This window comes from Nocardiopsis sp. NPDC007018 (assembly GCF_040635075.1).
In the GTDB taxonomy this organism is placed as follows: Bacteria; Actinomycetota; Actinomycetes; order Streptosporangiales; family Streptosporangiaceae; genus Nocardiopsis.
Genome location: NZ_JBEYHA010000066.1, coordinates 1 through 26566 on the forward strand (window position 1 = coordinate 1; position 26566 = coordinate 26566).

Here is a 26566-nt window from a genome sequence, read left to right on the forward strand (position 1 = left end):
GTCTCATTCCGAACCCGGTCGTTAAGTCTCCTTGCGCTGATGGTACTGCCCTGTGATGGGGTGGGAGAGTAGGTCGCTGCCACGGTTTTTCTTGAAGGAGAGGGAAGGGGAAGTGTCCGCCGTTGGGTGGGTTCTTTCTCTTTCCTCTCTTTTTTTGTTGGGGTTTGTGCGTTTGTGAATGGTGGTGTGGGTGGTTGGGTTGTTGTGTTGTCGGGGGTCCTTCGGGGCCCCTTTTTTGTGTGCACGGGTCCGGAACCCACGGCCTACGACCACCACAACGGACTCCGCCTCCACGCACGCCCGGGCGCTCTCGCGTCGCTGGCCCGCGGTTTCGATCGGGGGTCCCCTGACCGGAGTGGCGTGGGCTGGGGTGGGAGAATTGTCCTATGACGAAAACGATGCCCGCTGACCTGCTGGCCGCTGCCGAAGCCGCGAACGGTTTCATGCCCACCGACGAAGGGCTGGCGCTCTTCGAGACGGCCCTGGAGTACGCCGATCGCGGTCCCGTGGTGGAGATCGGTACCTACTGCGGCAAGTCGACCATCTTCCTGGGCGCGGCGGCCCGGGTCGCTGAGGCTGGTGGGGCTGGGCGCGCCAGAGTCGTCACCGTGGACCACCACCGGGGTTCCGAGGAGCACCAGGAGGGGTGGGAGTACCACGACAGCTCGCTGATCGACCCGGTCACCGGGAAGTTCGACACCCTGCCGCACTTCCGACACACGATCACCCGAGCTGGACTGGACGACGTCGTCATCGCCGTGACGGGTGCCTCCCTGGACGTCGCCGCCCTCTGGGGGACGAGGCTCGGGATGCTCTTCATCGACGGCGGGCACAGCGAGGTCGCGGCCAGGAACGACTACGAGGGCTGGTCCCCGCACGTCTCCGTGGGCGGGGCGCTGGTCATCCACGACGTGTTCCCCAACCCCGAGGACGGTGGTCGCCCACCGTACGAGATCTACTGTCGCGCGCTCGAATCGGGGGAGTTCAAGGAGGTGCGGGTGGTGGGTTCCCTGCGTGTACTGGAGCGCGTCGCCTGACCAATTCGCGTTCGATAATGCGCACGCTCAGTCACCGCCCCCGGGTATGGCAATATTGAACGGGAATGTGAGTGAGCCAACACCCGGACATGGACACGTCTTCGAAGGGTAAGCCTTCGGTAAGAAGTGACCGTGAGGTTACGGACTCGGCCTTGACACGGTTATGTGCGGGTATCGTGGCTTTGAGGGCGAAGCGATGGTGGTGATTTTCCCCCGAATGCCGCTTCGGTCCCGAATCGAACTGAACCGATCAGGGGCACTCGCGCGTCAAACACCAGGACGGCACGGTGCCGGACGTGATTTGCCTTGGGGGCGGGGAGCTGAGCAAGAGCACACACGGTAGTGACGGGACGGATGGACAGCGTCCCGATTCGAACACACCGGAGACGAACGACACCTCTGCTGAGGAGCTGTCCAGTCAAGCGACCCCCCAGGGTGATGATCTACCCACCAGTGGTGAGAATCAGTCCGACGGGGAGACCTCGGAGTCGGGTACCGAGCCCAACGGCCAACCCGAACCGGAGTTCATCGCTGGACCCATCGCTTTCAAGACGAGCGGCACGTTCCTACGTGACCGCGTGGCGCAGACCCTCGCCGAACAGGGTTTCGAGGACGACTCCGTGAAGAAGGAGCAGGAGTCGGCGACGGTCTCCCCGGCGGTGACCGAAACCGAGCCCGAGCCCGACGGGGTCGAACCGGCGGTGGCGGCCGCGTCCGTTGCCGACACGCCGGATGAGGGCGAGGACCCTTCGACGCACGAGGACGCGTCTTCCGAGACCGGCCAGGGCTCCGAGGGCGCCGCGACCCCTGAGGGAAACGAGGCCACCGAGGCATCGGAGGGTTTCGACGCGAAGCCCACCACCGACGCGACGCCCCTTCCTGAGGTCGAGACTCCCGCGGGCGGAGTGCCGGAGACGGCGGGACGGGAGGAGGACGGTTCCGAAGAGTCTCCCTCTGTCGCCCCCGCCGAGCCAGAGGAAGCGCCCGCTGTCACCTCGGCCGAACGGCCCGGGGAGGCGCCCTCCGCCCGTCCGGCAGAGGAGACCGCTCCGGTCTCCACCGCGACGGAGGAACAGGACCAGCCGACCCGGGCGATGCCCGCTCCGGCCGGGGCCGCGTTCGCCGGAGCTCCACCCGAGGAGTCCGTCGCGCCGGGTGAACCCGGGGAAAGACCGGCCGAGGAACCCGCGGCCGCCATGTGGCCGACACCTCGGCGCATGTCCGATGTCGTGTCGGACGGTTCTCGCGCTGTCAGCGGCCCGACCGCTGCTGCCGGTGCGGCCGGAGCCGGTGCTGCCGCCGGTGCCGCTGCCGCCGGTGCGGCCGGGGCCGGGGGTGTGCCCGGGGGCCCTGGGAACACCAGTGGCCCCGGTGGCCCCAGCGGTCCCGGTGGGCCGCCGGGCGGCGCGGAGACGCCCGGAGAATCCGGCAAGGGCGGCAAGAGCGGCAAGGGCAAGAAGAAGGCGAAGAAGAAGCCGCTCTGGCTCCGCCTCCTGCTGGGCTTCCTGGCGGTGACGGGCCTGGGCGTCATCCTGGGCTGCGGCGTCTTCACGTACTTCTACATGACCGTCGAGGTGCCCGACGCGGCCAAGGCCGACGCCGTCGAGCAGGGGTCGACCTTCTACTTCGCGGACGGTGAGACCGAGTTCGCCTACCGGGGTACCGACCGCGAGGTCATCAGCTACGAGGAGATGACGGAAGGCGGCGACCATGTCGTCGAGGCGGTCATCTCCGCGGAGGACCGCGGGTTCTGGACCGAGCCCGGCGTCTCGCTGAGCGGCACCATGCGCGCGGTGTGGTCCACCGTGACGGGGGAGCAGGTCCAGGGCGGTTCGACCGTCACCCAGCAGATGGTGCGCAACTACTACGAGGGCGTCTCCTTCGAGCAGACCGTGTCCCGCAAGATCCAGGAGATCATCATCTCCATCAAGGTGGATCAGAGCGAGGACAAGGAGTGGGTGATGGAGCAGTACCTCAACACCATCTACTTCGGTCGCATGTCCTACGGGGTGCAGGCCGCCTCGCAGGCGTACTACCACAAGGACGTCGACGAGCTCACCGCCGAGGAGGCGGCCTTCCTGGCGGCCGCCATCCAGCAGCCGACCCGGTTCGGCCAGGCGGACGTGGAGACCACGCCCGACATGGAGAACCGCTGGCAGTACGTGGTCAACGGCATGGTCACCACCGGGGCGATCACCCAGGCCGAGGCGGACGCCATGGAGTTCCCGGCTCCCGAGCCGGAGAAGACCACGGAGGACCTCAGCGGCTACCGGGGATACATGCTCCAGGAGGCCATGAACGAGCTGTCGAAGCTGGGGTACACCGAGGACCACGTCAACCGCCAGGGCTTCACGATCGTCACGACCTTCGACAAGGACATGATGGACGCCGCCTACGAGGCGGTGGAGGAGATGGTCGACCCGGAGGCCCTGCCGGAGGGCGTGAACATCGGGTTGAGCACCATCGACCCGAAGACCGGCGAGGTGCTGGCCTTCTACGGAGGACACGACTACCACCTGAACCAGTACGACAGCTCCTTCCTGGGCGCGGCCCAGGCGGGGTCGGCGTTCAAGCCGTACGTCCTGGCGACGGCGCTGGAGCAGGGCTACGGCCTGAACTCCACGGTGGACGGCCGGGGACCGCGTCAGATCGCCGGTTCGCGGGTGCAGAACGCGGGTGACGCCGCGGGCGGGATCATGACGCTCACCCAGGCCACGACGGTCTCGAACAACCTCGGCTTCGTCGAGCTGGCCCAGGAGGTCGGTTTCGAGGAGATCAGGCAGACCGCCTACGACGTGGGCCTGCCCGACGGCAGCATCGCCGACAACCAGCTGGTCCCGGTCATGCCCCTGGGCGCCACGAGTGTGCGTCCGGTCGACCAGGCGAGTGGCTACGCGACCTTCGCCAACGGCGGCGTCCACATGCAGGCGCACGTCATCAAGGAGATCGTCAACCAGGACGGTGACAACGAGCGGCCGAAGATCGAGGGCCAGCGCGCCCTGGAGGCGTCGACCGCGGCGGACGTCACCTACGCCCTGGAGCAGGTGGTCAAATCGGGTACGGGTACCGGTGCGGCGCTGTGGGACCACCCCGTGGCGGGCAAGACGGGTACCACCGACGGCAGCGTCGCGGCCTGGTTCGTGGGGTACACCCCGCAGCTGTCCACGGCGGTCGGTGTCTACAGCGGCAACAACGAGAGCTTCCACATCCCGGGGCACGACATCTCCGGCGGCAGGTTGCCGGCGCAGATGTGGAGGGCCTACATGACCCGCGCGATGGAGGGCTACGAGCGGGCCTCGTTCCCCAGCCCGGAGTTCGGTGGCACCACCGAGAACTGGGCGCCCGAGCCGTCCACGCAGGCTCCCCAGGAGCCGCAGGAGCCGGAGGGCGGCGAGCCGGACGTCCCGGTCGCGCCGGAGGAGCCCGTGGAGCCGGTCGACCCGGAGCCGGACATCCCGGAGGACCCGAACGTGCCGGACAACCCCGGAACGGGTGATCCGGTCGAACCGGGGATACCGGAGGTCCCGCCCAGCAGGGGCGAGGAAGGCTGACGCGAAGGAGGGCCCCGAGGGGCCCTCCTCGTGTCTTCCGGGACGTGGGGGGCTTCTTCCCCGCCCGTGGGATACGCGGGTGCACCGCCCCACCCGAAGGGCGCGGACCCGGCCCCGTCCGGGCCCGCCGGTCCTCAGTCCCAGGTGTGCAGGAAGACCCGGGACCCGGGAGTGGTGCCGGTGAGCGCGTCCACGGCGAGGACGACCGCGGCCGAGGTCCAGGTGCTGCGCTCCACCGGCCAGCGCACCTGCTCGGCGAACTGGTAGCCGGTCCAGTAGACGCCGTCGTCGGGGTCACGCAGGTGCTGGACGTCCCGCAGGACCCGGGTCCCCCGCTCGGTCTCGCCCAGTGCGGCCAGGGCCATGACCAGCTCGGAGGACTCGGCGGCGGTCACCCACGGCTGGTCGCTCACGCAGCGCACGCCCAGACCGGGTACGACGAAGGCGTCCCACCGTTCCGCGACGCGCGCCCGGGCCGCGTCGTCCCTCAGCACCCCGCCGAGGACCGGGTAGAACCAGTCCATCGAGAAGCGGGAACGGTCCGAGAACAGCCCCTCCTCGTGGGTGATGAGTTCGGCCAGGCGGTCGGCTGCCTTGACCCACTCCGGGCGCTCGCGGCCCAGCCGGGTGCCCAGGGCGGCTCCGCAGCGCAGGGCGTGGTGGACGCTCGCGCAGACGGTGAGGAGCGCGTGGTCGCCGGGGGAACCGTCCTCGGACCGGGCCCACAGGATCTCCCCGTGCTCGCCGCGTAGGCCCAGCACGAACTCCAGTCCGCTCTCCGCCACGGGCCACAGCCGCTCGGCGAACGCCGTGTCGCCGGTGGTCAGCAGGTGGTGGAGCAGGCCGACCGCCGGGTAGGCGGCGTGGTTGGCCTCGCGCAGGACGGTGACGGGCGCGCCCTGGCGGTACTTGGCGTACCAACCGCCTTCGGGGTGACGGCTGCCGTCCAGCCACAGGTAGGCGCGGCGGGCCGCCTCGGCGTGCCCGGGGTCGAGCACGCCGGTGACGGTCAGCGCCATGGCGCACTCCACGTGGTCCCACACGTCGGCGTGGCCGCCGGGGAACCAGGGGATCACCCCGTCTTCCTCCTGGGCGCGCGCGAGGTAGTCCGCGGACCGGTGCAGCTGTTCGGCGCTGAGGACCCCGGGCAGGTGGAGGGGGGAGGCCATCAGACGTCCGTGGCGGGCTTGCGCACGTACACGATCACGCTCTTGCCGATGACCGGGTTGAGGAGCCGTTCCGCCACACGGGTGACCTTGGGGGCCTGGAGCATGTCCCAGACCAGGAGGTCGTGGTAGGCCTTCGCGGCCGGGTGGTCGTTGTTGTCGGTGCCCACGGCGCACTTGATCCACCAGTACGGGGCGTGCAGGGCGTGCGCGTGGTGGTGCGGGCCGATCTCGAAGCCTGTGGCCTTGAGCTTGGCCTCCAGTTCGGCGCGGGTGTAGATGCGGATGTGGCCGCCCTCGTTGGTGTGGTACTCCTCCGAGAGGGCCCAACAGATGCGCTCGGGCAGGAAGCTGGGCACGGTCACGGCGGCGATGCCCCCGGGCTTGAGCACCCGGTAGAGCTCCTTCATGGCGGCGGTGTCGTGCGGCAGGTGCTCGAAGATCTCCGCGGCCACGACCCGGTCGAAGCTGTCGTCGTCGAAGGGCATGTCGAGGGCGTCGCCCTTGACGGTCTCCGCCTTGGCGGAGGCGGGAGCCTCACCCTCGTGGGCCATGGCCGCGAACATGGTCTCGACGTCGGCGAGGTCGCTGACGTTCTGGTCGAAGGCGACCACGTCGGCGCCGCGCCGGTAGATCTCGAAGGCGTGGCGTCCGCCGCCGCAGCCGAGGTCGAGGACGCGGTGCCCCGGTCGGACGGGGAAGAGGTTGAAGTCGACGGTGATCAGTGGAGGCTCCCTTGTGTGGGTCGTGGGGTCAGACCGATGGTGGTCGCGTAGCGCTGGGCGGTCAGTTCGGCCACGGCCCTCCAGGTGAAGCGTTCCTGGACCCGGCGCCAGGCGGCCGCGCCCATGCGCTCCCGTTCGGCGTCGTCGTCGAGCAGGGGGGCGAGTTCGGCGGCCAGGAGCTCGGGGTCGCCCGGGGGGATGAGGCGGCCGGCGTCACCGTCGGTGCCGACGACCTCGGGAAGGGCTCCGGCGCGGCTGGCCACGAGGGGGGTGCCGCAGGCCATGGCCTCCACAGCGGGTAGGGAGAAGCCCTCGTAGAAGGAGGGGACGACCGCGACCTGGGCGCTGGAGACGAGTTCGCCGAGCTGCTGGTCGTCGATGCCGCTGACGAACTCGACCCTGTCGCGTAGACCGAGTTCGTCGACGAGCTGGTCGGTGGGGCCGCCGGGCTTGGGGCGACTGACGATCCGCAGCGTGACGTCGCGTTCGGTGGCGAGTTTGGCGGCGGCGCGCAGGAGCACGGAGACCCCCTTGAGGGGGCTGTCCGCGCTCGCGGTGCACACGATTCGTCCGGGGACGCGTTCCACCTCGGGGCGGGGGTGGAAGTAGCGGGTGTCCACGCCGAGCGGGGTGACCTCCATGGTGGCGGGGTCGACGCCGAACTCGCGGGCGATGTCGTCGGCGGAGGACTGGGAGGGAACCAGGATCGGGTCGAGGCGGCGTGCCACGCGCGCCTGCATCTTGACGAAGCCGTACCAGCGGCGCTTGGAGAGCTTCTGGAGGCCCCGGGCCTCCTCGATCTCGATGCGGCGGTCCACGCTGATGGGGTGGTGGATGGTGGTGACCAGGGGCAGGCCGGCGGACCTGATGCCGAGCAGGCCCCAGCCCAGGGTCTGGTTGTCGTGGACGACGTCGAAGTCACCGAGGCGGCGTCGGAGTTCGCGGTTGGCGCGCAGGGAGTAGGTGAGGGGTTCGGGGAATCCGGCGGTCCACATGGTGGCGACCTCCAGGACGTCGATCCAGTCGCGCCACTCGCGCACCGGCGGGGCGACGAAGGGATTGGCGTCGTTGTAGAGGTCGAGGGAGGGGAGTTTCTCCAGGGTGACGCCCTCGTCGAGGACGGGGTAGGGCTGTCCGGAGAAGACGGTGACCTCGTGACCGAGCGCGGCCAGTTCACGGGAGAGGTGGCGGACGTAGACCCCCTGGCCACCGACGTGCTGTTTGCTGCGGTACGACAGGAGGGCGACGCGCAGGGGGCGGTCGCCGGAGGGCCGTGGGGTCGGTCCCGTGCTGGTGCCCGACTGGGTCAAGAGTCCACCTCTTCGTTGGGTCGCGTGCCCGGTCGCCGCCGTGCGCTCCGGTCCTGGCCGGAGCTGGTGCGCCCCCATATGTTACTCGTGAGTTCGCTCGAGGTCGGCGCCGGGCATCGGGTACAGGGGATCATATTCGGGGCGTCGTGCCCGGGATGACGCAGGCCCAGCGCGGCCGGTCGGTCGGGCCCTCACGGCGGGCGCGTCCGCGCTCCTCCAGGAGCCGCAGGTGTGCGGCGGTCTCGGAGGCGGCCATGTGCCGTGCCAGCGGGCGCATGTCCGCCCAGGGTCGGCGCCACTCCAGTCGTGACGTGAGCTCCCACAGGGTGGCGGGCCCCTGCCCGAGCAGCGCGGTCATGCCCTCCAGGCGCTCCTCGTGGTGGTCGACGATCTCCCGGGCGCGTCGGGGCAGCCCCGAGAAGCGGGACTCGTGTGAGGGAAGACATAGGAGGTGGTCGGCCCCGGGCAGACGGCCGATCCTGTCCTGGGAGGCGAGGAAGTCCCCGAGGGGGTCGCCCTCGGCGGAGTCCAGGGGGAACTGGCCCACGTGCGGCGTGATGCGCGGGAGCACGTGGTCGCCGGTGAAGAGGAGTTCGCGTCCGGCCAGGCGCAGGCACAGGTGTCCGGGAGTGTGGCCCGGGGTCCACACGGCCCGCAGGTCCAGCCCGGGGGCGTCGACGCGTTGGCCGTCGTCCAGGGCGAGGTCGGGGAGCGCGGGGGGACGGAACACGGTGGGAGAGGCGCGGTAGGCCTCCACGTCCTCCTCCGGGAAGCCCGCGCGGGTCATCTGTTCGACGACGGAGGCCGCGCGCTGGTCGTCGGTGCGCTCCGACTGCCGGCGCAGCACCCGGGCGTCCGCGGGGTGCGCGGCCACCCAGGCGTCGGAGGCCGCACGCAGGCGGCCCGTGAGCCCGGAGTGGTCGGCGTGGAAGTGGGTGAGGACGGCGCCGCGGACCTCGTCCACCCGGTGGCCCGTCTGTTCCAGGCCGCTGACCAGGGCGTCCCAGGAGGCGTCGTGGTCCCAGCCGACGTCGACGAGCACAGGGCCGCCGGGGGTGCCGAGCACGTAGACGTAGGTGAACCCGACGGGGTTGTGGGGGACCGGCACGGGGACGCTCCACAACCCCTCGCCCAGGTCCTCGACTGGGGGAACCTCACGCATGCCTGGCCCGACCTCTCCACTGGAAACCGAATCTGGTTCGATTCTAGGGAAGGGGGGCGCGGGGTCCGCGCCCACGGTGGCCGGAAGCGGCCCGCGTATTTCGGGCTGACAAAATAGAACATATTCTACAAAGACCTGGATGCCGTCCTGAAAGTTCTCGCCAAGCTCTCGTATTGCCTCTGCCACGTCGGGCAATGAGGCGAGGATCATGGGTTCGAGCCGCTGTGGTCGAGGCGGCCCGTTGGATAACGTGTTCTCGTGAGCCGGGGTCCGGCGCTGCCGACGCGCGGACCGATGACGAATGGGAGAGACCCTGTGGCGGTGCAGGCACCGATCGGAACGATGACGCGGAGTCAGACCCAACGCCGTCGGCGCATCGTCCAGACCGCGGCGGCCCTGGCCGTGCGCGGCGGCGTGGAGGCCATGCAGATGCGTTCGGTCGCCGAACGCGCGGGGGTCGCCCTCGGCACGCTCTACCGCTACTTCCCCTCCAAGATGGACCTGGTCGTGGCCGTGGTCACCGAGGAACTCGACCTCCTGGAGGGCGGCATCGTCCGTCGCCCGCCCACGGCGGACGACCCCTCCGGCCGCGCCGTCGACGTCCTGCTGAGGGCCACGCGCGGTCTCATGCGCGAGCCCGAGCTGGCCGACGCCCTGGTGCGCTCCCTGATCATGGCCGAGGTCAAGATCGAGCTCGACGTGCGCATCAGCGACCTGGTGTGGCGGGTGGCCACCGGCAACCTGGGTGACGGCGGGTCACCGGACGACACCGAGGTGGACCGCGACAGCACGGGGTACGTCCTGGCCGGGGCGCTCACCAGCGTGTGGATCTTCGAGCTGGTCGAGATCCTCAAGGGGCGACGCGACATCGACGAGGTCGAGGGGCGTCTGAGGACCGCCGCCGACCGTCTGCTCGCCTCCTTCTGAGGAGTCGGACGCGCCGGAACCTACTCCGCCGGTTCCCCCGGGTCGGCCTTGCCGCTACCGAACAACAGCCCCAGCAGGCCGCCGAGCAGGCCGGGGGAGCCGTTGCCCGGGTTCCCGCCCCCGTGGTCCGGGGCGCCGCCCCCGTCCTCACCCGGCTCGGGGTCGGGCTCGTCCGCCGGGGGTTCGGGGGGTCGAGGCGTCTCCTCGGGTCCCCGCGGAGCTTCGGTGTCGCCGTCCTCGCCGGACGGCTCCTCGGGCTCACGGTCCTGGGGGCCGGTCGGTCCCCCGCTGGGGTCGTCCTCGGGTGCGTCGGGTTCGGGGCTCCCGGACCCCGGTGCGTCGGTGACGGTGACCGAGGTCGGCTCCGTGCCGGGCTTGCCGTCGGAGGCGGTGGAGACGGCCTCCACACCGGTCAGGCCCGAGCGCTGGCCTGGAAGCGCCGGACCGGACTCGATCAACGTCGTGGGTCCCCCCACGTGACTGGCCCACCACCACAGCCCGAACGCCACGACGACCGTGGCCACCCCCGAGATCGCGGGCAGCGGCCAACGCCGGGGGCCGGGGTCGGCGGCCTCGTCCAGCGGGTCGTGGCCGGGTGAGGGCAGGGGTGAGCGCGCGTCGTCGCGCACCGGGTGGTCGGCGGTGGTCAGCAGATCGCGTGGCAGGGCACGGGGGAGCGGGACCTCGACGGGTTCGGTGACCGCGTCGGTCTCGACCACGGCGGTGCCGGGCGGACCGGAGCGGTGGACGGGGTAGCCGTCCGCCGTGAGCGGGTGCGTGGCGGCGGTGATCCGGGCCCGCTCGTCGGCGGTGTCGGGTGAGGTGCAGGTGTGCACGACCCGGTCGCGCAGCCCGGGCGGGGCGCCGGGCGGCCGCAGCAGGGTCAGCGCGGAGGAGACCCGGTGCACCTGGGTGAGCCAGGCGCCGCCGGGGGTGTTGTCCTCGTCGGGTTCGGGTCGGGGCGGTCCGGCCAGCCCCTCCGCCGCGCGCCGGATCGCCGAACGGGACAGCTCGCCGCAGATCCTCGGGTCCAGGCCCAGGACCCGTGCGACGGCGGCCGTGGGCAGCGCGTGGCGCAGGTTGAGCTCGACGAGTTCGCGGTGGCTGGCGGGCAGGCGGGAGAACATCTCCGCCACGGGGGCCTCGGCGGGCACGGTGGCCAGGCGCGTGTAGGGACAGGTGTGCGCGAACCCGCGCCGCTGGCAGGCGGCGCGGACGAGGGCGAAGAGCCAGGGACCGCGGTCCGCGGGGTCTGAGAGGCGCGACTCCAGCGCGACCCCGGCGACGAGGGCCTCGTGGACGGCGTCGGCGACCGGGTCGCCGACGGTACGGTCGCCTCCGCCGGTGTACCGGTCGGGGTCGCCGAGCAGGGACCACGCGTACCGGTGCAGCGAGTGCGCGAACGCGTCGCACAGCTCCTCGACGGCCTCCGCCGCTGGTACGTCTGTTTCGTTACCTCTGGTCACGATTCTCCCCCCGCTCCTGAGGTGACGCTAGCGAGGGGAGACGCCTGGTGTGGGCGAATGGAACAGCTGTGGCCCGAAGGTGAGACTTCTGTTACCGCCCCGCGCGTGCGGCGCCGCGCACACGCGCGGGTCACGCCGTCCGCCGTCCCGGTTACTCGCCGCCCCGGGAGGGCTGTCCGATGGCCACCATCCGCTCCACCGAGCGGCGGGCCCGCTCGGCGGTCGCGGGGTCCACCAGGATCTCGGTGGTGCCGTGGCGCAGCGAGTTCAGCAGCTTGTCGGCGTCGATCATCTTCATGTAGTGGCACTCGGCGCGTGAGTTGACCGCCTCGAACTCCGTGGTGGAGTTGGCGTTGCGCAGCTGGTGCAGCATGCCGGTCTCGGTGGCGATGAGCACCTTCTTGGCGGTGGTGTTCTCGGCCGCGCTGAGCATCCCGCCGGTGGAGAGGACCTTCACCCGCTCCTCGGGGACCGCGCCGCTGCCCACGAGGTACAGGGCGGAGGTGGCGCAGCCGCACTCGGGGTGCACGTACACCTCGGCGTCGGGCTCGGCCGCGACCCGCTCGCGCAGGGTGTGGCCGTCGATCCCGGCGTGCACGTGGCACTCGCCCATCCAGACGTGGATGTTCTCGCGGCCGGTGACCCGCTTCACGTGGGCGCCGAGGAACTGGTCCGGCAGGAAGAGGATCTCCCGGTCCTCCGGGATGGACCGGATGACGTCGGCGGCGTTGGAGGAGGTGCAGCAGATGTCGGTCTCGGCCTTGACCGCCGCCGTCGTGTTGACGTAGGCGACCACGACCGCCCCGGGGTGCTGGGCCTTCCAGGCGCGCACGTCCTCGGCGGTGATGGTGTCGGCCAGCGAGCACCCGGCGTTCGGGTCGGGCAGCAGGATGGTCTTCTCCGGCGCGAGGATCTTCGCGGTCTCGGCCATGAAGTGCACACCGCAGAAGACGATGGTGCTGGCGTCGACGCTCGCGGCGAGCCGGGACAGCGCCAGGGAGTCGCCGGTGTGGTGGGCGACGTCCTGGATTTCCGGGCGCTGGTAGTTGTGCGCGAGGATGACAGCGTCGCGCTCCTCTGCCAGGCGGCGGACCTCGGTGGCCCACTCCTGCCTGGTCATGGTGTCCGCCGTCGTGGTGACCGATGCCATGTCCGTCTACTTCCTTGAGGCTGTGGGCACGCCGTGCGGGCGCCGTGCCAGGGGAGATGAGTGCGGCGACCAAGTTTTTGTCTGCCAGGCACAAACCTGGTGCAGCTTAACATGGCGTGGAACGGAAGGGACAGGGTGGATATCCCGGAAGCAAACGGACAGGCCGTGACAGCCGGAGCGGGACCGACCGCCACGGCCGACCCCGTCGTGAGGACGGGGGCGTCGGAACTCTCCGCACACGAGGTGATCGCGGTCGTCCTCCAGATCCGCGCGGGCGAACTGTGCGTCCTGTTGTGGAAGCGCGCCCTGCCGCCCTGCGAGGGCGAGTGGGCGCTCCCGGGTGGTCGGCTCGGAGCCCGGGAGAGCCTGGGCGCCTCGATCCGCCGTCAGCTCGCGCAGAAGGTCGACGTCCGCGACCTCAGCCACATGGAACAGCTGGAGACCCGCAGCGACCCCCACCGCGACCCCCAGCGCCGCACCCTGGCCACCGCCTACCTCGGGCTGGTCCCGGCCCACATCGACCCCGTCGTCCCCGCCGACACCGGCTGGCACCCGGCCGCCGACCTCCCCCCGATGGCCTTCGACCACGCCTCCATCGTCCGCTCCGGCCGCCACCGCCTGCGCTCCAAACTCAGCTACACCAACGTGGGGTTCGCCCTGGCGCCCCCGGAGTTCACCATGTCGGAGCTGTCCGCGCACTACCGCGCCGCACTCGGGCACGACGTGGCCGCCACCAACCTGCGCCGGGTCCTGTTGCGCCGAGGGCAGATCGAGGAGACCGGACGATCCGTCCCCTCCGGGCGCTCGGGCGGCCGCCCCGCCGCCCTCTTCCGCTTCCGCGCGCGCGAGCTGGAGGTCACCGACGCCTTCGCCGTGCTCCGCCCGCCGGGGCACTGACCACGGTCGGCCCTCGGGGCACCGACCGCCGAGGGCCGAAGCCCGCGCCGCCGTGCCGTGCGGGCCCGGCCGCTCCGCCCCGGGGCCGCCCCCCGACACGCCTTGTACACTCCCTAACCGTGGCAATTCGTACTGTGGTGTTCGACGTCGGCGAGACACTCGTCGACGAGACGCGGATCTTCGCTCGCTGGGCGGACCGGTTCGCCATCCCGCACATGGCGTTCTTCGGCACCATCGGCGCCGTGCTCGGCGCCGGGGGTACCCTCACCGACGGCTTCCGGCTGCTCGTGCCCGGGTTCGACCTGGAGGCCGAGAGCGCCCGCTGGCGCACCGAGGACCCGCAAGGGGCGCGCGAGCACTTCGACGAGCGCGACCTCTACCCCGACGTGCGCCCCGCCCTCAACGCCATGAAGGAGGCCGGGCTCTCCCTGGTCATCGCGGGCAACCAGCCGCCCGAAGCCGGGCCAGCGCTGGCCGCCATGGGCCTGGGCGTGGACGGCATCGGCATCTCCGACGTGTGGGGCGTCCACAAGCCCCAACCGGAGTTCTTCGACCTCACCCTGGAACTGGCCGGACGCAGCCGCCCCGGCGTCACCGCCGAGGAGATCCTCTACGTCGGCGACCGCGTCGACAACGACGTCCTGCCCGCCCGCCGCGCCCGGATGCGCACGGCCCTGCTGCGCCGGGGCATCTACGGCTACCGCCACGCCGCCACCCCCGACGCCGAACGGGCCGACGTGGTCGTCGACGACCTGCACCAGCTGGTCGACTGGATCGCCGCCCAGAGCTGAGTCCCGACGCCCGGACACGTGTGCCGGGTCATACTCCTGTTCGATTCCGGCGGCGTGTCAGCGTGTTCGCCGCCCTCCGGCCTCGGGTAACCTTCCCGCACGCCCGGGGCCGACCGGGGTCGCGGTCCGGTCACGGTGCCCGCCTCCTCCCGTTTGATCCCCGAGCCCAGGGGAAGGCTGCGAACCTGCGCGGCACCCCGCGGTACCACCAACCGGCCCCCGAACGGAGACGACCCCGCGATGATCACATTCGAGGGCGCCGCCAAGACCTACCCGGACGGCACCGTCGCCGTCGCCAGCCTGGACATGACCGTGGAGACCGGCGGAACCACGGTGTTCGTCGGCCCCTCCGGCAGCGGCAAGACCACCTCCCTTCGGATGATCAACCGGATGGTCGAGCCCACCTCCGGCACCATCCTCGTGGACGGCACCGACGTCCGCGCCCAGGACCCGGCCCTGCTCCGCCGCTCCATCGGGTACGTCATCCAGCAGGCGGGCCTCTTCCCGCACCGCACCGTGCTGGACAACATCGCCACCGTGCCCCTGCTCCTGGGGTGGCGCAAGGGGAAGGCGCGCGCCCGCGCGGCCGAGCTCATGGAACTGGTCGGCCTCGAACCCGCCCAGGCCAAGCGCTACCCGCACCAGCTCTCGGGAGGCCAGCAACAGAGGGTCGGCGTCGCGCGCGCCCTCGCCGCCGACCCGCCGGTCCTGCTCATGGACGAGCCCTTCAGCGCCGTCGACCCCGTCGTGCGCACCAGCCTCCAGGACGAGCTGCTCCGCCTCCAACAGGAGCTGCACAAGACCATCGTGTTCGTCACCCACGACATCGACGAGGCGGTGCGCCTCGGTGACCGGATCGCGGTCTTTCGGCCCGGCGGGGAACTCGCCCAGTACGACACCCCCGAGCGCCTGCTGGCCGAACCCGTGGACGCGTTCGTCGAGTCGTTCATCGGCTACGACCGGGGTGTGCGCCGCCTGTCCTTCTTCCCCGCCAGCGCGCTCTCCCCGCGCGAGGACGTCGTCTTCGACGACGAGGACCGCGTGGAGCGCGCCAAGGACGTCGTCACCGTGGACGCCCAGCCGTGGGCGCTCGTGGTCGACGGCGACCGCATGCCGCTCGGCTGGGTCAGCGCCGAACAGCTCGACCGGGCGCCCACCGGGGTCCCGCTCGGCTCCCTGGAACTGGCACCCTACGGCCACACCTTCGACGTGGGGGTCGACTCCCTCCGGGCCGCCCTCGACGCCGCCGTGCTCTCGCCCGCGGGCCGGGCCGTCGGCGTGGACGACGAGGGCCGGGTCGTCGGCGTGGTCTCGCAGGACGACCTGGGCGCCGCGATCTGGTCGGTGTCCGAGTGACGGCCGCCGACGCGAACGCGGTCGTGGGCGCCTGGGAGTGGGTCGTCCGGGTCGCCGACTGGGGCGTGTCCAACTGGAGCTACCCCGACGAGCCGGGGCGGGGCATCCGACCCCTGCTCATGGAACACCTGCGCCTGTCCTACCTGTCCATCCTCATCGGACTCGTCGTGGCCGTGCCACTGGGGCTGGCGTGCGCGCGCTGGCGCGGACTCTACCCCCCGGTGCTCACCGGTGTGAACGTGCTCTACGCGGTGCCCTCCATCGCCCTGTTCTTCCTCATGCTGCCCTACACCGGGTTCAGCGACTGGACCGCGATCGTGCCGCTGTCCCTGTACACCCTGGTGATCCTGCTCCCCAACGTGGTGGACGGACTGCGCCAGGTGCCCGACCACGTGCGCCAGGCGGCCGTGGCCATGGGCTTCGGTCCGCTGCGCCGACTGGTCACCGTGGAGATGCCCGTGGCGGTCCCGGTGATCATCGCCGGACTCCGCGTGGCCTCGGTGGCCACCATCAGCATGGTCAGCGTCGCCTCGCTCGTGGGCCTGGGCGGTCTGGGGCAGCTCATCCTCAGTGACGGGTTCCGCCGCCAGTTCGACGCGCCCATCGTGGTCGGCATCGTGCTGGTCGTGCTCCTGGCGTTCGTCACCGACGCCCTGCTGGTGGCCGCCCAGTACCTGCTCACCCCCTGGACCCGCGGCTCCGGCCGACCGGCCCGGCGGCGCGCCGCACGCCCACACGGAGGGGCCGCCCCACCCGCGCCCACCGTCGCGACCCCGGCGGACACGACCGTGCGACCCGACCCAGCCACGGCGGGGGAGTAGACATGGACATCCTGAACGAACTCCTGGCCTGGTTCGGCGACCCCGCCCAGTGGAGCGGCCCGGCGGGCATCCCCGCCCGGCTCGGCGAACACGTCTACTACTCGCTGCTCGGGCTGCTGATCGCGGCCGTCATCGCGGTGCCCATCGGCCTGTACACCGGGCACACCGGGGTGGGCGGGTTCCTCACCGCGAGCCTGGCCAACTTCGCCCGCGCCCTGCCCACCATCGGCGTGCTCTTCCTCATCGTGCTGGCCGCCGGGATCGGGCTGGTCCCCGTCGTGGCCGCGCTGGTGGCCCTGGCCGTACCTCCCATCCTCGTCAACACCCACGAGGGGGTCCGGGGGGTCGAACCCCGCTTGCGGGACGCCGCACTGGGCATGGGCATGCGCGGCCGCGAGGTCCTGTTCGGACTCGAACTCCCCGTGGCCCTGCCCCTCGTCCTCATCGGAATGCGCACCGCCGCCGTCCAGGTGGTGGCCACCGCCACCATCGCCGCCTACGTGGGAGTGGGCGGCCTGGGCCGCTACATCGTCGACGGCCAGGCCCGCCAGGACCTCACGATGATGCTGGGCGGCTCCGTTCTCGTGGTGGCACTGGCCGTGGTCACCACGCTCCTGTTCGCCGTGCTGCGACGCGTCCTCGTCGCTCCCGGGCTGCGTGCCGAATCCGCGGCGGCGCGCTGACCGGGCGGTCTTCGGGCACCGCCAGCCAAGTAGGACTCCCCAGAGAGAAGGATTCAGACATGCACAAGAGGCTCGCCCTCACCGGGCTTCCCCTGGTGTTGCTCCTCAGCGCGTGCGGCGGCAGCGACCCCTTCGAGGAGGGCGGCGGCGGAGACAGCGGCGCCTCCGGCTCGGTCGTCATCGGCTCCGCCGACTTCCCCGAGAGCACCCTGCTCGCCGAACTGTACGGCCGGGCCATGGCCGCCGAGGGCGTCGACGTCGAGTACCAGCTCAACATCGGCAGCCGCGAGGTGTACTACTCGCAGATCGAGTCGGGCAACCTCTCCGTCTTCCCCGAGTACAACGGCGCCACTCTGGCCTACCTCGACGACGGGGCCCCCAGCGCCGACGCCGAGGAGACCAACGCGCTGGTGCGCGAGGCGCTGCCGGACGGGCTGGAGATCCTCGACTCCTCCAGCGCGGAGAACAAGGACTCGATCACCGTCACCAGCGAGACGGCCGAGGAGCACGACCTGGCCAGCCTCACCGACCTGGCCGGCGTCGCCGACCAGCTCGTGCTGGGCGGACCGCCCGAGTTCGAGACCCGCCACCAGGGCGTGGTCGGTCTGGAGTCGGTCTACGGGATCGAGTTCCGCGAGTTCCGCTCGCTGGAGGTCGCCCTGCTGACCAAGGCGCTGCTGGACGACGACATCCAGGCGGCCAACCTGTTCACCACCGACCCGCAGATCGCCGTCGAGGACCTCGTGGTCCTGGAGGACCCGGAGAACCTCTTCGGGTCGCAGAACATCACCCCGCTCATCAACGCCGAGCAGGTCGACGACACCGCCCGGGACGCTCTCAACGCGGTCTCCGCGGCCCTGACCACCGAGGAGCTCACCCAGCTCAACGAGCGTGTCGTGATCGAGAACGAGAACGCCGCCGACGTCGCCCAGGAGTGGCTGGAGGCGCAGGGCCTGGTCTGATCCGGCCCGCACGGCGCGGGCCCCGGAACCCTCACCCGGTTCCGGGGCCCGCGTGGTCACGTCCCCGGGGTCAGCCGAGCGCGTGGTAGCGGCCGTCCCAGCGCACCATCGCCGGACCGCGGCGCGCGCCCGCGGAGGGCAGGCCCACCACGTCCGCGAAGAAGACCGTGTGGTCGCCGACCTCCACCCGCTCGCGCACCGAACACTCCAGTGCGGTCAACGCGTCGTCCAGGACCAGCGCTCCGGTGTGCCCGCCCCGGTGGTGGGCCAGCCCCGACACCAGGTGCCGGGCGCTCGGGCGGCCCTCGGCGGCGAACCGGCCCGCCACCGCGCGCTGGTCGGCGGCGAGCACGCTCACCGCGAAGGCCCCCACCTCGCCGAGCACCTCGGCCACGTAGCCCTCGGCGGCCACGCTCACCATCACCACCGGCGGTTCGGCGGAGATCGACACCAGCGCGCTCACCGTCGCCCCGATGTCGTCGCGCCCGTCCGCGACGGTCACCACGGTGACGCCCGTCGGCAGCAACGCCACCGCCTCCAGGTAGGCGCCGCCCGAAACGCTCAACGGACCTCCCACGAGCCGGGCATGCTCAGCGGACCCGCGGCGGGCAGTCCCAGGCGGGCCGCCACGTGCTCCAGGGAACCCCAGGCACTGAGCACCGTCTGCGGTTCGGCCGAGGCCACGTCCTCGCTGGACTCGTGCTGACGGAGCCGGTCCAGCGGGTGCGCGCGCGGGAAGACGCGCACCGGCAGGGCCCCGGCGCCCACCTTGTCCCGGGCCAGCCGCACCGCCGTCTCGACCCCGCCCAACTCGTCGACCAGACCGTTCTCCAGGGCGTCCGCCCCGGACCAGATCCGGCCCTTGGCGACCGCGTGGAGCTCGTCCCAGGTCCGACCGCGCGCGGCGGCCGCCTTGGCCACGAAGTCCTCGTAGATGGTGTCCAGGAGCAGGTTGATCCGCTCCCACTCGGACTCGCTGAACCCCTCGTCGGTACCGAACATGCCCGCGTGCGGGCCCTCGCTCACCGAGTCCGACGTGATCCCGAACCGTTCGCGCAGCGCGCCCAGGACCGGCTTTCCGACCAGCACGCCGATGGACCCGGTGATGGTCGCGGGCTGGGCCACGATCGCGTCCGAGCCCAGAGCGACGTAGTATCCGCCCGACCCGGCGACGTCGCCCATCGTGGTGATGACCGGCTTGCCCGCCTCGCGGGTCAACTGGCTCTCCCTGCGGATCAGGTCCGAGGCGATCGCCGAACCGCCCGGGCTGTCCACCCGGAACACCACGGCCCGCACCCGGGGGTCCTGGCGGGCGGCGCGGAAGGCGGCGCAGACGGTGTCCGAACCCATCACGCTGCCACCCAGCGGCGAACGGCGGCTCCTGCCCAGGTTGATACCGCCGTTGGCGGAGATCAGGGCGATGTGGTCGCCGCCGTCGGCGAACCTCGGGCGGGGCGGCGGCACGTGCTTGCGGTGGTACCGGGTGACGAACTGCAGAGCGGGCTTGGCGGAGTCCCCTCCCTTGGCACCCACCTGCTCGTTCAACTCCGCGTACACCTCGTCGCGGTAGGCCAACTGGTCGACCAGCCCCGCCTCCAACGCCTCCCCCGCCAGGATCGGTGCGGTGGCGATCAGCTCCCGAACGCGCTCCTCCGTGAGCCCGCGGCCCCGCGCGACCGCCGCGACGATCTGGTCGTTCATCGACCGCACGATCCGACCCACCGCCTCACGGTGGGCGTCGGTGTAGCCCGTCTGGGTGTACGGGTCGAGCGCGTTCTTGTACTCGTGGCGCGCCCCGCCCTCGAACCGCACGTCCAACTTGTCCAGGGCGCCCTTGAGGAACGTGGTGCGCGACATCAGGCCGCCCAGCCCCACCAGACCGGTCGGGGAGAGCACCACACGCGAGAACGCGGTGGCCAGGTAGTAGGACAGGTTCCCGTCGCCCGCCTCGCCGAAGGTGTCGGCCCAGGCGACGGCGGGCTTGCCGGTGGAACGGAAGTCCGCGACGGTGTCACGCAGCTCCTGGATCTTCGCGATCCCGAGGGAACGCGAGTCCACCCGCACGACGAGACCGCCCACCTCCGGGTCCCGGGCACCTCTGCGGATACCCTCCAGGACCTCCAGGTAGTGCTGCTTGCGCCTGTTCATGATCTGCGTGAGGGGGTCGCCCGGCGCCTCGTCGGCGACACCCTCCGTGAGGTCCAGCTCCAGGACCAACGGGCCCCGGGAACGGGGGCCGAACCGGTTGAGGGACAAGGGCTCAGTGATCTTCGCGAGGTCCACCATGGACCCAGGGTAGTCGCGGCCGCGGCCCGGCGCGGAGGGTGTGTCGAGGGCGCTATGGTCGACTGTGCTCCGATCTGTCAGACACGGGGTCGGGGACCGGCGAGAAGGGCGGAACGAACAATGGCGGGCACGACGGACCTGGTTCGGCACCGGCGGCGTGGCGGCCGTGTCGCGGCGGTCGCGGCGGCGGCCCTGCTGGCGCTCACCGCCTGCGGTTCCGACGAGGCCACCGGAGAGATCGAGCTGGAGCGCGGCGAGAGCGGCATGATGCCCGCGATCGAACCCCCCGGTCCCGAGGGCTTCGGGAGCGCCGACGTGATGGGCGTGCGGATCGACACCCCCGACGACTGGGACGTGCAGAACGACGGCGCCCAGCTGTGCATGACCCCGCCCGGCCAGAGCTCCTGCGCCTACGGGTCCATCCAACTCGTCCCCAAACAGGCCGACAAGCACCCCCAGGGCTGGCCGAAGAAGGACGAGTCCTTCAACGACGACAACGGCTGGGCGGACGACACCGACAGCTGCCGCAGCCTCAACACCGCCGCCTCCGGCAACATCGGAGTCTCCGGAGCCAGCCTCCAGACCGGGGCCGGAAGCGTCTTCGAGCACGCCGACGAACGCAAGTCCCACTACTCCATCTGGTCGGTCACCTGCGACAACAACGACACCTTCGAGGTGCGTATGTGGTTCCTCCCCGAGAGCGACGTCCTCCTCTACGTGTGGTCCGTCGACGCCCAGTACAGCGCCGTCTACGACGAGATCGCCGCGTCGATGGACACGACGGAGTACCGCAGTAGCTAGCGGCCCAGGCGCCTTCTGGCATCCGCGCCGCGCTTCGGTCCGGTCCGGCGCCCTCGCGGAGGAACCTCCGGCGCCGAACGGGCAGCACCTTCGGCGCGGGTCCGGTGACCGGGCCGGTCGACAGACGCGTGTATGTGGATTGCTCCAACCGAGTGTCCCCAGAGGGTCCCGAGGACATAGGGTCGTGTCCGGTGAAGCAGTCAACGGAACTTGATGGGGTGCATGCGCAGGTGACCACCATGGGAGCTGCGGGACGGGTCGAGCAGTACACGCTGGACAACGGGCTGCGCCTGGTGACGGCTCCGGCCTCCACCGGGCAGGTCGCCTCGGTCAACCTCTGGTACGGGGTGGGCTCGCGGCACGAGGTGACCGGCCGTACCGGGTTCGCGCACCTGTTCGAGCACCTGATGTTCCAGGGCAGCGGGAACGTCACCAAGGGCGAGCACTTCGACGTGGTGGAGCGGCTGGGCGGCGACATCAACGCCTCCACCTCCACCGACCGCACCAACTACTACGAGACGGTCCCCACCCACGCCCTGGACACCGTCCTGTGGCTGGAGGCGGACCGCCTGGCGACCCTGCGCGAGGGCATGACCCAGGAGGTCCTCGACAACCAGCGCGACGTGGTCAAGAACGAGCGCCGTCAGCGCTACGACAACCAGCCCTACGGCACGGCCCTGGAGCGCATCCTGCGCCTGGCCTACCCCGAGGGCCACCCCTACCACCACTCCACCATCGGCTCCATGGCCGACCTCGACGCCGCCGACCTGGACTACGTCAAGTCCTTCCACAAGGCGCACTACGGCCCCGACAACTGCGTGCTGACCATCGTCAGCGACCTGGAGGCGGCAGACGTCCTGGCGCGGGTCCAGACGTACTTCGGCGGTATCCCCGCCCGCGAGGAGATCCCCTCGACGCCCGACCCCGCGCTGCGCGCCCCCCTGGGCGGCCCCGTACGGGACGCGGTCACCGAGACCGTCCCGGCCGCCGGGGTGTTCATCGGCTTCCGGGTCCCCTCCTACGGCGAACGCGACCACGACGCCGCCCAGCTGGCGGCGGCGGTCCTCGGCCAGGGCCAGGGCAGCCGCCTGTACCGCTCGCTGGTGGTGGAGCGGCCCATCGCCGCCGACGACGGCGGCGGCTCCGCCGACATCCTGGCCTTCCGCTACACCGACAGCCTCCTGCTGGTGAACATGCTGGCCCGCGAGGGGGTGGAGGGCGACGTCCTGGAGCAGGCCATCCGCGAGGAGGTCGCCAAGCTGGCCGACGGCATCACCGACGAGGAGCTCGACCGGGCCCGCGCCGTCCTGGAACGGGAACACCTGCACACCATCGCCAGCCCCTCCGGCCTGGCCGACACCATCGGCAGCTGCACCCAGCTCCTCGGAGACCCCGAGCTCGCCTTCACCTGGCCCGAGCGCTGGTCCGACATCACCGCCGAAGAGGTCCGCGCGGCCGCCGAGCGGCTGCTCGTCGACGACAACATGCTGGTGGTCCGGTTCGACCCCGAACCCGAGACCTCCGCCGAGACGCTCCAGGCGGAGGCCGAGGCCGACGCCGCGGCCCACGCCGCGCAGGCGTAGCCGCCCCGTTCCCGACCCGCCGCAGAAAGAGCCTCAGCATGCAGCAGAACCGTCCGGACCTCGGCGCCCCCGCGTCCTTCACCTTTCCCAAGCCTCAGCGGATCACCGTGGGCGGCGGCACCGTCGTCGCCCTCGACGTCCCCGGCCAACGGTTGGCCTCGCTCCGTCTCGTGCACCCCTTCGGCGGTGCGGTGGAGCCGCTGGACGCCATGGGCGTCAGCGCCCTGACCAGCGAGGCCCTGGAGGACGGCCCGGGTGGCAACAGCTCCCTGGCCCCCGCCCTGGAGCGCCACGGCGCCGAGTGGGTCGCCCGCGTCAACTGGGACGGCTTCATCACCGGCCTGGACGCGCCGACCAACCGCCTCGGCGACGCCGTCCACCTGTTCGCGGACGCCGTACGCCGCCCGGCACTCGCCCCCGACGACGTCGTGCGCCGTCGCGAGCAGTTGCTGGAACGCTTCTGGCTGGACGCCTCCTCCGCCTCGACCCTGGCCATGCGCTCCCTCGGCGGTCAGCTGTTCAGCGGCCGCTACGCCACGCCGCTCGCGGGCGGGCCGGTGAAACTGGCCGACATCACCCCCGAGACCGTGGCGCGGTTCCACGCCGACTCCATCGCCTCGGTGGCCGGCACCCTCGTGGTCGTCGGAGACCTGGCCAACGTCGACCTGGAGGAACTGGGCCGCATCGTCTTCGGTGACGCCGCTCCCGCGCCCGAGCGCCGCGACACCGAGCCCGCGCCGCCGCCCGGAGAGGTGCCGCGCGTGCTCATCGTGGACCGGCCCGGCTCCGTGCAGTCGGCCCTGGTCATCGCGCACCGGGCTCCGTCGCGCTCGCAGGTGGACCTGCCGCGCGCCGAGGGCATCGGCGAGATCCTGGGCGGCATGTTCACCTCACGCCTCAACATGGAACTGCGCGAGCGCCTGGGTTACACCTACGGCGCGGGGAGCCGTTTCGACCTGCGCCGCGACAGCGGTGTGTTCTTCATGAGCACCCAGGTGGAGGCCGGGACCACCGCGCACTCGGTGACGTCCTCCCTGGAGCAGGTCCGCAAGCTGCGCGACCAGGGTGTCACCGAGGACGAGCTGGCGGCGGTGCGCGAGTCCAACACCGTGGGTCTGCCGGTCACCTACTCCACCGCCCGGGCCATGGCCGGTGCCCTGGTCGACATGGTCGTGCACGACCTCCCCGACGACAACGTGGACCGCGTGCGCGCCGGGTACGAGAAGCTCACGGCCGAGGCCCTCAACTCCGCCGCCGTCGAGTACCTTCGTCCTGAGGAGTCCGTGGTCGTGGTGGTCGGCGATGCCGAGAGCCTGCGTGAACCGCTGGTGAAGACCGGTGTCGGGCCGGTCGAGGTGCGGGCCCCCGAGACCCTCTGGAGCTGATCCGCGGGGCGGCGCGACGCGCGCGGTCGCGCACGTCGCGTCGCCCGGGTCAAGGATTGGCAAGGAGAGCCTCGTCATGGCATGTGTGGCTCTCTGCCGGACATAACGAAACCGAACCTATGTGTCAGCCATCAGACAACCAGCGGCGTGGCCCCGGCGTCATGCTGGTATAACGAGTGATCCGTGCACCTAAGTGGTGACAGCGACCGCAATGCTCCGCAGGAGGCCACCGTGGCCGGTGAATGGACCCGTGGATAACCGTGTCCTCCCTAGAAAACCCGCACACCGAGCGGCCCCAGGCGTCGCCGGACCCCGCGCTCCCCGAGGCGGCCGTGGCTGAGCCTGAGGGCGGTGGTCGGCTGCTCAAGGGGCGCTACCAGCTGACCTCCGAGATCGCCCGCGGCGGTGTCGGTACCGTGTGGCGCGCCACCGACCTGGTCATCAAGCGCGAGGTGGCGGTCAAGGAGCTGCGCCTGCCCTCCGACCTGAGCCGTTCCGAGCGCGAGTCCCTGGTCCAGCGGACCACGCGCGAGGCCCGGGTCGCCGGACGCCTGACCCACCCGAGCCTGGTCACCGTCCTGGACGTCGTCGACGAGGACGAGCGGCCGTGGATCGTCATGGAGCTGCTGGAGGCCTCCACCCTGGAGGAGATCATCCAGGTGGGCGGGCCGCTGCCGTACCAGCGTGTGGCCGAGATCGGGCTCCAGCTGATCGACGCGCTCAAGGTCGCCCACAACGAGGGCATCGTGCACCGCGACGTCAAGCCCGACAACGTGATGATCAGCGAGGCCGGGCGGGTGGTGCTCACCGACTTCGGCCTGGCCGCCTGGAACGGCGAATCCGCGCTGAGCGCGTCCGGGCGCATCATCGGTTCGCCCGCCTACATCCCGCCGGAGCGGGCCAAGGCGGGCCCGGTCGGCCCCGAGTCCGACATCTGGTCCCTGGGCGCCACCCTGTACGCGGCGGTGGAGGGCTATCCGCCCTACGACCGCAAGGGCTACATCAAGATCCTGCGCCAGGAGCCGTTGGACGAGCCCAAGGAGGCCGCCAACGCCGGTCCGCTCGCCCCGGTGCTGGCCGGGATGCTGCGGGTGGAGCCGAGTGAGCGGTTGAGCGCGGAGAACGCCGCCAAGATGCTGCGGATCGCCGCGCTGGCCCCCTGGTCGCCCGAGCACGTCGGGTCGGAGCAGGCGTCCGCGGCCGCGCTTCAGGAGGAGGGCGGGGTTCCCGAGGAGCGCGAGTCGGCGCGGGAGCACTTCCGCGCGGGCGCGCACGTGTTGGCGGAGTCCATCAGTGAGCGGCTGCGCAACAGCCCGGAGGCGGTCAACTCGATCATGCTGTCGATCCGTGAGTCCACGGAGACGCTGGGGCTGACCACGTCGGGCAAGCACTCCGAGCGCAGCCACCTGACCGTGGCGGCCGCCGTGGGGCTGGGTGTGGTCTCCCTGTTGGCCCTGGTCGTGTGGGCTCTGTTCGGCCTGTAGGCACCCGGTCCGCCGTGGACGCCCGCGCGCGGTCCCGTCCTGCGGGCTCACACAGATGCGGTGGCGTTCGCGTCGTCCGGTGGTGTTGCCAACATTGAGGACGGCCGATGACGCACGTGACCAGACCGCGGACACTCATCGTGGGACGCGGAGCCCGACCGATGCGGGAGGCCGCCGCGACGCTCCGGGCGCGGGGCTACGGAGCCAACGCGACGAACCGGTTCGACCGGGTGCTGGACGACTACGACGCGACCGACCTCGACCTCGTGCTCTTCGGCGGCCAGGTGCCGCACGATCTCCGTGCGCGGCTGGAAGCGGCGATCGCCGGCACCAACCCGCGTACGCGGTTCCTCAGCGGGCTGGGCGGCATCGGGTCCCTGCTGGTCGCCCAGGTCGAGGAACACACCCACGGCACGGCCCCGGGGATCGCCCACGAACCGCACACCCGAACCCTGGGCATGACGCTCTCCCGATCGGCCCGCGTCGTCGTCACCGGGCACTGGGCCGAGTACACGCCGTCCGAACCGGTTCCCCGCAGTATCACCGTGAGCGAGGGCGAGCTTCCGGCCGGGACCCACCTCGTCGAGGTCCCCGACGAGGTGCCGGAACGGGGCGCGTTCGCCAGCGTTCGGATCGGCGAGTGTACGCGCGTTCTGCGGATCGGTCCCGCGCCCCGACCGGACGACGGGCCCGCGCCGGGGGCGCCGCCCGCTCCCGAACCGGTGACGACGCGTCACCCCTGGACGTCCTGAGCCCGCACGACCGGGGGCCGCACACGACGAAACCCCGCCCCGCGAGAACGCGGGACGGGGTTCGGCGATGGTACGAGGGGTGGGGCCGGCGGGATTCGAACCCGCACTGTACAGCACCTAAAGCTGCCGTCTCCTGCCAGTTGGACTACGGCCCCGACGGGGCCACTCTACCGGGATCGGGGACCCGACCGGCCGCCCGGTCCCGTGGCCACGGGCCTCCCGTACCGGGAGCCGGGACACGCCCAGCTCCTCGGACAGCTCGCGTTCGCGC

22 protein-coding genes and 1 tRNA gene are annotated in these 26566 nt (G+C 71.4%); 14 read left to right on the forward strand and 9 right to left on the reverse strand.

Annotation, left to right across the window (positions count from 1 at the left end):
• The first annotated feature begins 386 nt into the window (after nt 1-386).
• The gene (locus ABZ635_RS24320) at nt 387-1037 is read left to right on the forward strand and encodes a class I SAM-dependent methyltransferase (RefSeq protein WP_357769181.1); all 651 of its coding nucleotides are present in this window, start codon (nt 387-389) and stop codon (nt 1035-1037) included.
• A gap of 287 nt (nt 1038-1324) precedes the next feature.
• Nucleotides 1325-4588, forward strand: a complete 3264-nt coding sequence (locus tag ABZ635_RS24325) for a transglycosylase domain-containing protein (protein ID WP_357769182.1) — start codon at nt 1325-1327, stop codon at nt 4586-4588.
• Between the two features lie 134 nt (nt 4589-4722).
• On the opposite strand, the gene ABZ635_RS24330 is transcribed toward ABZ635_RS24325, so the two are convergent.
• The 4 genes from ABZ635_RS24330 to ABZ635_RS24345 form a co-directional block, all read right to left on the reverse strand.
• The gene (locus tag ABZ635_RS24330) at nt 4723-5757 is read right to left on the reverse strand and encodes a prenyltransferase (protein ID WP_357769183.1); all 1035 of its coding nucleotides are present in this window, start codon (nt 5755-5757) and stop codon (nt 4723-4725) included.
• Nucleotides 5757-6479: a methyltransferase domain-containing protein gene (locus tag ABZ635_RS24335; RefSeq protein WP_357769201.1), complete on the reverse strand. Its 723-nt coding sequence runs from the start codon at nt 6477-6479 to the stop codon at nt 5757-5759. Before ABZ635_RS24335 ends, ABZ635_RS24330 begins: the two co-directional genes overlap by 1 nt.
• Nucleotides 6476-7789 (reverse strand): glycosyltransferase family 4 protein, encoded by a 1314-nt coding sequence (locus ABZ635_RS24340; RefSeq protein WP_357769184.1) that lies wholly within the window; start codon nt 7787-7789, stop codon nt 6476-6478. The genes ABZ635_RS24335 and ABZ635_RS24340 overlap by 4 nt, the downstream gene beginning before the upstream one ends.
• Nucleotides 7790-7919: 130 nt before the next feature.
• Nucleotides 7920-8951, reverse strand: a complete 1032-nt coding sequence (locus tag ABZ635_RS24345; protein ID WP_357769185.1) for an MBL fold metallo-hydrolase — start codon at nt 8949-8951, stop codon at nt 7920-7922.
• Between the two features lie 315 nt (nt 8952-9266).
• On the opposite strand from ABZ635_RS24345, the gene ABZ635_RS24350 reads away from it, so the two are divergent.
• Nucleotides 9267-9878, forward strand: coding sequence for a TetR family transcriptional regulator (locus ABZ635_RS24350; RefSeq protein WP_357769186.1), 612 nt, complete (start codon nt 9267-9269; stop codon nt 9876-9878).
• 20 nt (nt 9879-9898) lie between these two features.
• On the opposite strand, the gene ABZ635_RS24355 is transcribed toward ABZ635_RS24350, so the two are convergent.
• Together ABZ635_RS24355 and nadA are read right to left on the reverse strand one after the other, a co-directional pair.
• A complete protein-coding gene (locus ABZ635_RS24355) occupies nt 9899-11344 on the reverse strand; it encodes a sigma-70 family RNA polymerase sigma factor (protein WP_357769187.1) in 1446 nt (481 codons plus the stop codon).
• 151 nt (nt 11345-11495) lie between these two features.
• Complete coding sequence (nadA, locus tag ABZ635_RS24360; protein WP_357769188.1) at nt 11496-12494, reverse strand: quinolinate synthase NadA; 999 nt, start codon at nt 12492-12494, stop codon at nt 11496-11498.
• 111 nt (nt 12495-12605) lie between these two features.
• On the opposite strand from nadA, the gene ABZ635_RS24365 reads away from it, so the two are divergent.
• The 6 genes from ABZ635_RS24365 (at nt 12606) to ABZ635_RS24390 (ending at nt 18004) form a co-directional block, all read left to right on the forward strand.
• The gene (locus ABZ635_RS24365; RefSeq protein ID WP_357769189.1) at nt 12606-13391 is read left to right on the forward strand and encodes an NUDIX domain-containing protein; all 786 of its coding nucleotides are present in this window, start codon (nt 12606-12608) and stop codon (nt 13389-13391) included.
• A gap of 134 nt (nt 13392-13525) precedes the next feature.
• Nucleotides 13526-14182, forward strand: coding sequence for an HAD family hydrolase (locus tag ABZ635_RS24370; protein ID WP_357769202.1), 657 nt, complete (start codon nt 13526-13528; stop codon nt 14180-14182).
• 240 nt (nt 14183-14422) lie between these two features.
• A complete protein-coding gene (locus ABZ635_RS24375) occupies nt 14423-15538 on the forward strand; it encodes an ATP-binding cassette domain-containing protein (protein ID WP_357769190.1) in 1116 nt (371 codons plus the stop codon).
• Nucleotides 15535-16359, forward strand: coding sequence for an ABC transporter permease (locus tag ABZ635_RS24380; RefSeq protein ID WP_357769191.1), 825 nt, complete (start codon nt 15535-15537; stop codon nt 16357-16359). The genes ABZ635_RS24375 and ABZ635_RS24380 overlap by 4 nt, the downstream gene beginning before the upstream one ends.
• A 2-nt stretch (nt 16360-16361) precedes the next feature.
• Nucleotides 16362-17042, forward strand: a complete 681-nt coding sequence (locus ABZ635_RS24385) for an ABC transporter permease subunit (protein WP_357769192.1) — start codon at nt 16362-16364, stop codon at nt 17040-17042.
• 59 nt (nt 17043-17101) lie between these two features.
• Nucleotides 17102-18004, forward strand: a complete 903-nt coding sequence (locus ABZ635_RS24390; protein WP_357769193.1) for an ABC transporter substrate-binding protein — start codon at nt 17102-17104, stop codon at nt 18002-18004.
• A 70-nt stretch (nt 18005-18074) separates the two neighbouring features.
• On the opposite strand, the gene ABZ635_RS24395 is transcribed toward ABZ635_RS24390, so the two are convergent.
• A complete protein-coding gene (locus ABZ635_RS24395; protein WP_357769194.1) occupies nt 18075-18569 on the reverse strand; it encodes a flavin reductase family protein in 495 nt (164 codons plus the stop codon).
• Nucleotides 18566-20290 carry a S49 family peptidase gene (locus ABZ635_RS24400; protein WP_357769195.1) on the reverse strand — a complete coding sequence of 575 codons (1725 nt, stop codon included), beginning with the start codon at nt 20288-20290 and terminating at the stop codon, nt 18566-18568. Before ABZ635_RS24400 ends, ABZ635_RS24395 begins: the two co-directional genes overlap by 4 nt.
• Before the next feature lie 120 nt (nt 20291-20410).
• Here ABZ635_RS24400 and ABZ635_RS24405 point away from each other — a divergent pair, with 120 nt between their 5' ends.
• The 5 genes from ABZ635_RS24405 (at nt 20411) to ABZ635_RS24425 (ending at nt 26295) form a co-directional block, all read left to right on the forward strand.
• A complete protein-coding gene (locus tag ABZ635_RS24405) occupies nt 20411-21091 on the forward strand; it encodes a hypothetical protein (RefSeq protein ID WP_357769196.1) in 681 nt (226 codons plus the stop codon).
• A 239-nt stretch (nt 21092-21330) separates the two neighbouring features.
• Complete coding sequence (locus ABZ635_RS24410) at nt 21331-22674, forward strand: pitrilysin family protein (protein ID WP_357769197.1); 1344 nt, start codon at nt 21331-21333, stop codon at nt 22672-22674.
• Nucleotides 22675-22712: 38 nt separating this feature from the next.
• A complete protein-coding gene (locus ABZ635_RS24415) occupies nt 22713-24059 on the forward strand; it encodes a pitrilysin family protein (RefSeq protein ID WP_357769198.1) in 1347 nt (448 codons plus the stop codon).
• Between the two features lie 260 nt (nt 24060-24319).
• The gene (locus ABZ635_RS24420; protein ID WP_357769199.1) at nt 24320-25543 is read left to right on the forward strand and encodes a serine/threonine-protein kinase; all 1224 of its coding nucleotides are present in this window, start codon (nt 24320-24322) and stop codon (nt 25541-25543) included.
• 107 nt (nt 25544-25650) lie between these two features.
• A complete protein-coding gene (locus tag ABZ635_RS24425; RefSeq protein ID WP_357769200.1) occupies nt 25651-26295 on the forward strand; it encodes a hypothetical protein in 645 nt (214 codons plus the stop codon).
• A gap of 80 nt (nt 26296-26375) precedes the next feature.
• Here the strand turns inward: ABZ635_RS24425 and ABZ635_RS24430 are convergent.
• A tRNA-Leu gene (locus tag ABZ635_RS24430) sits at nt 26376-26450 on the reverse strand.
• Between the last annotated feature and the right edge of the window lie 116 nt (nt 26451-26566).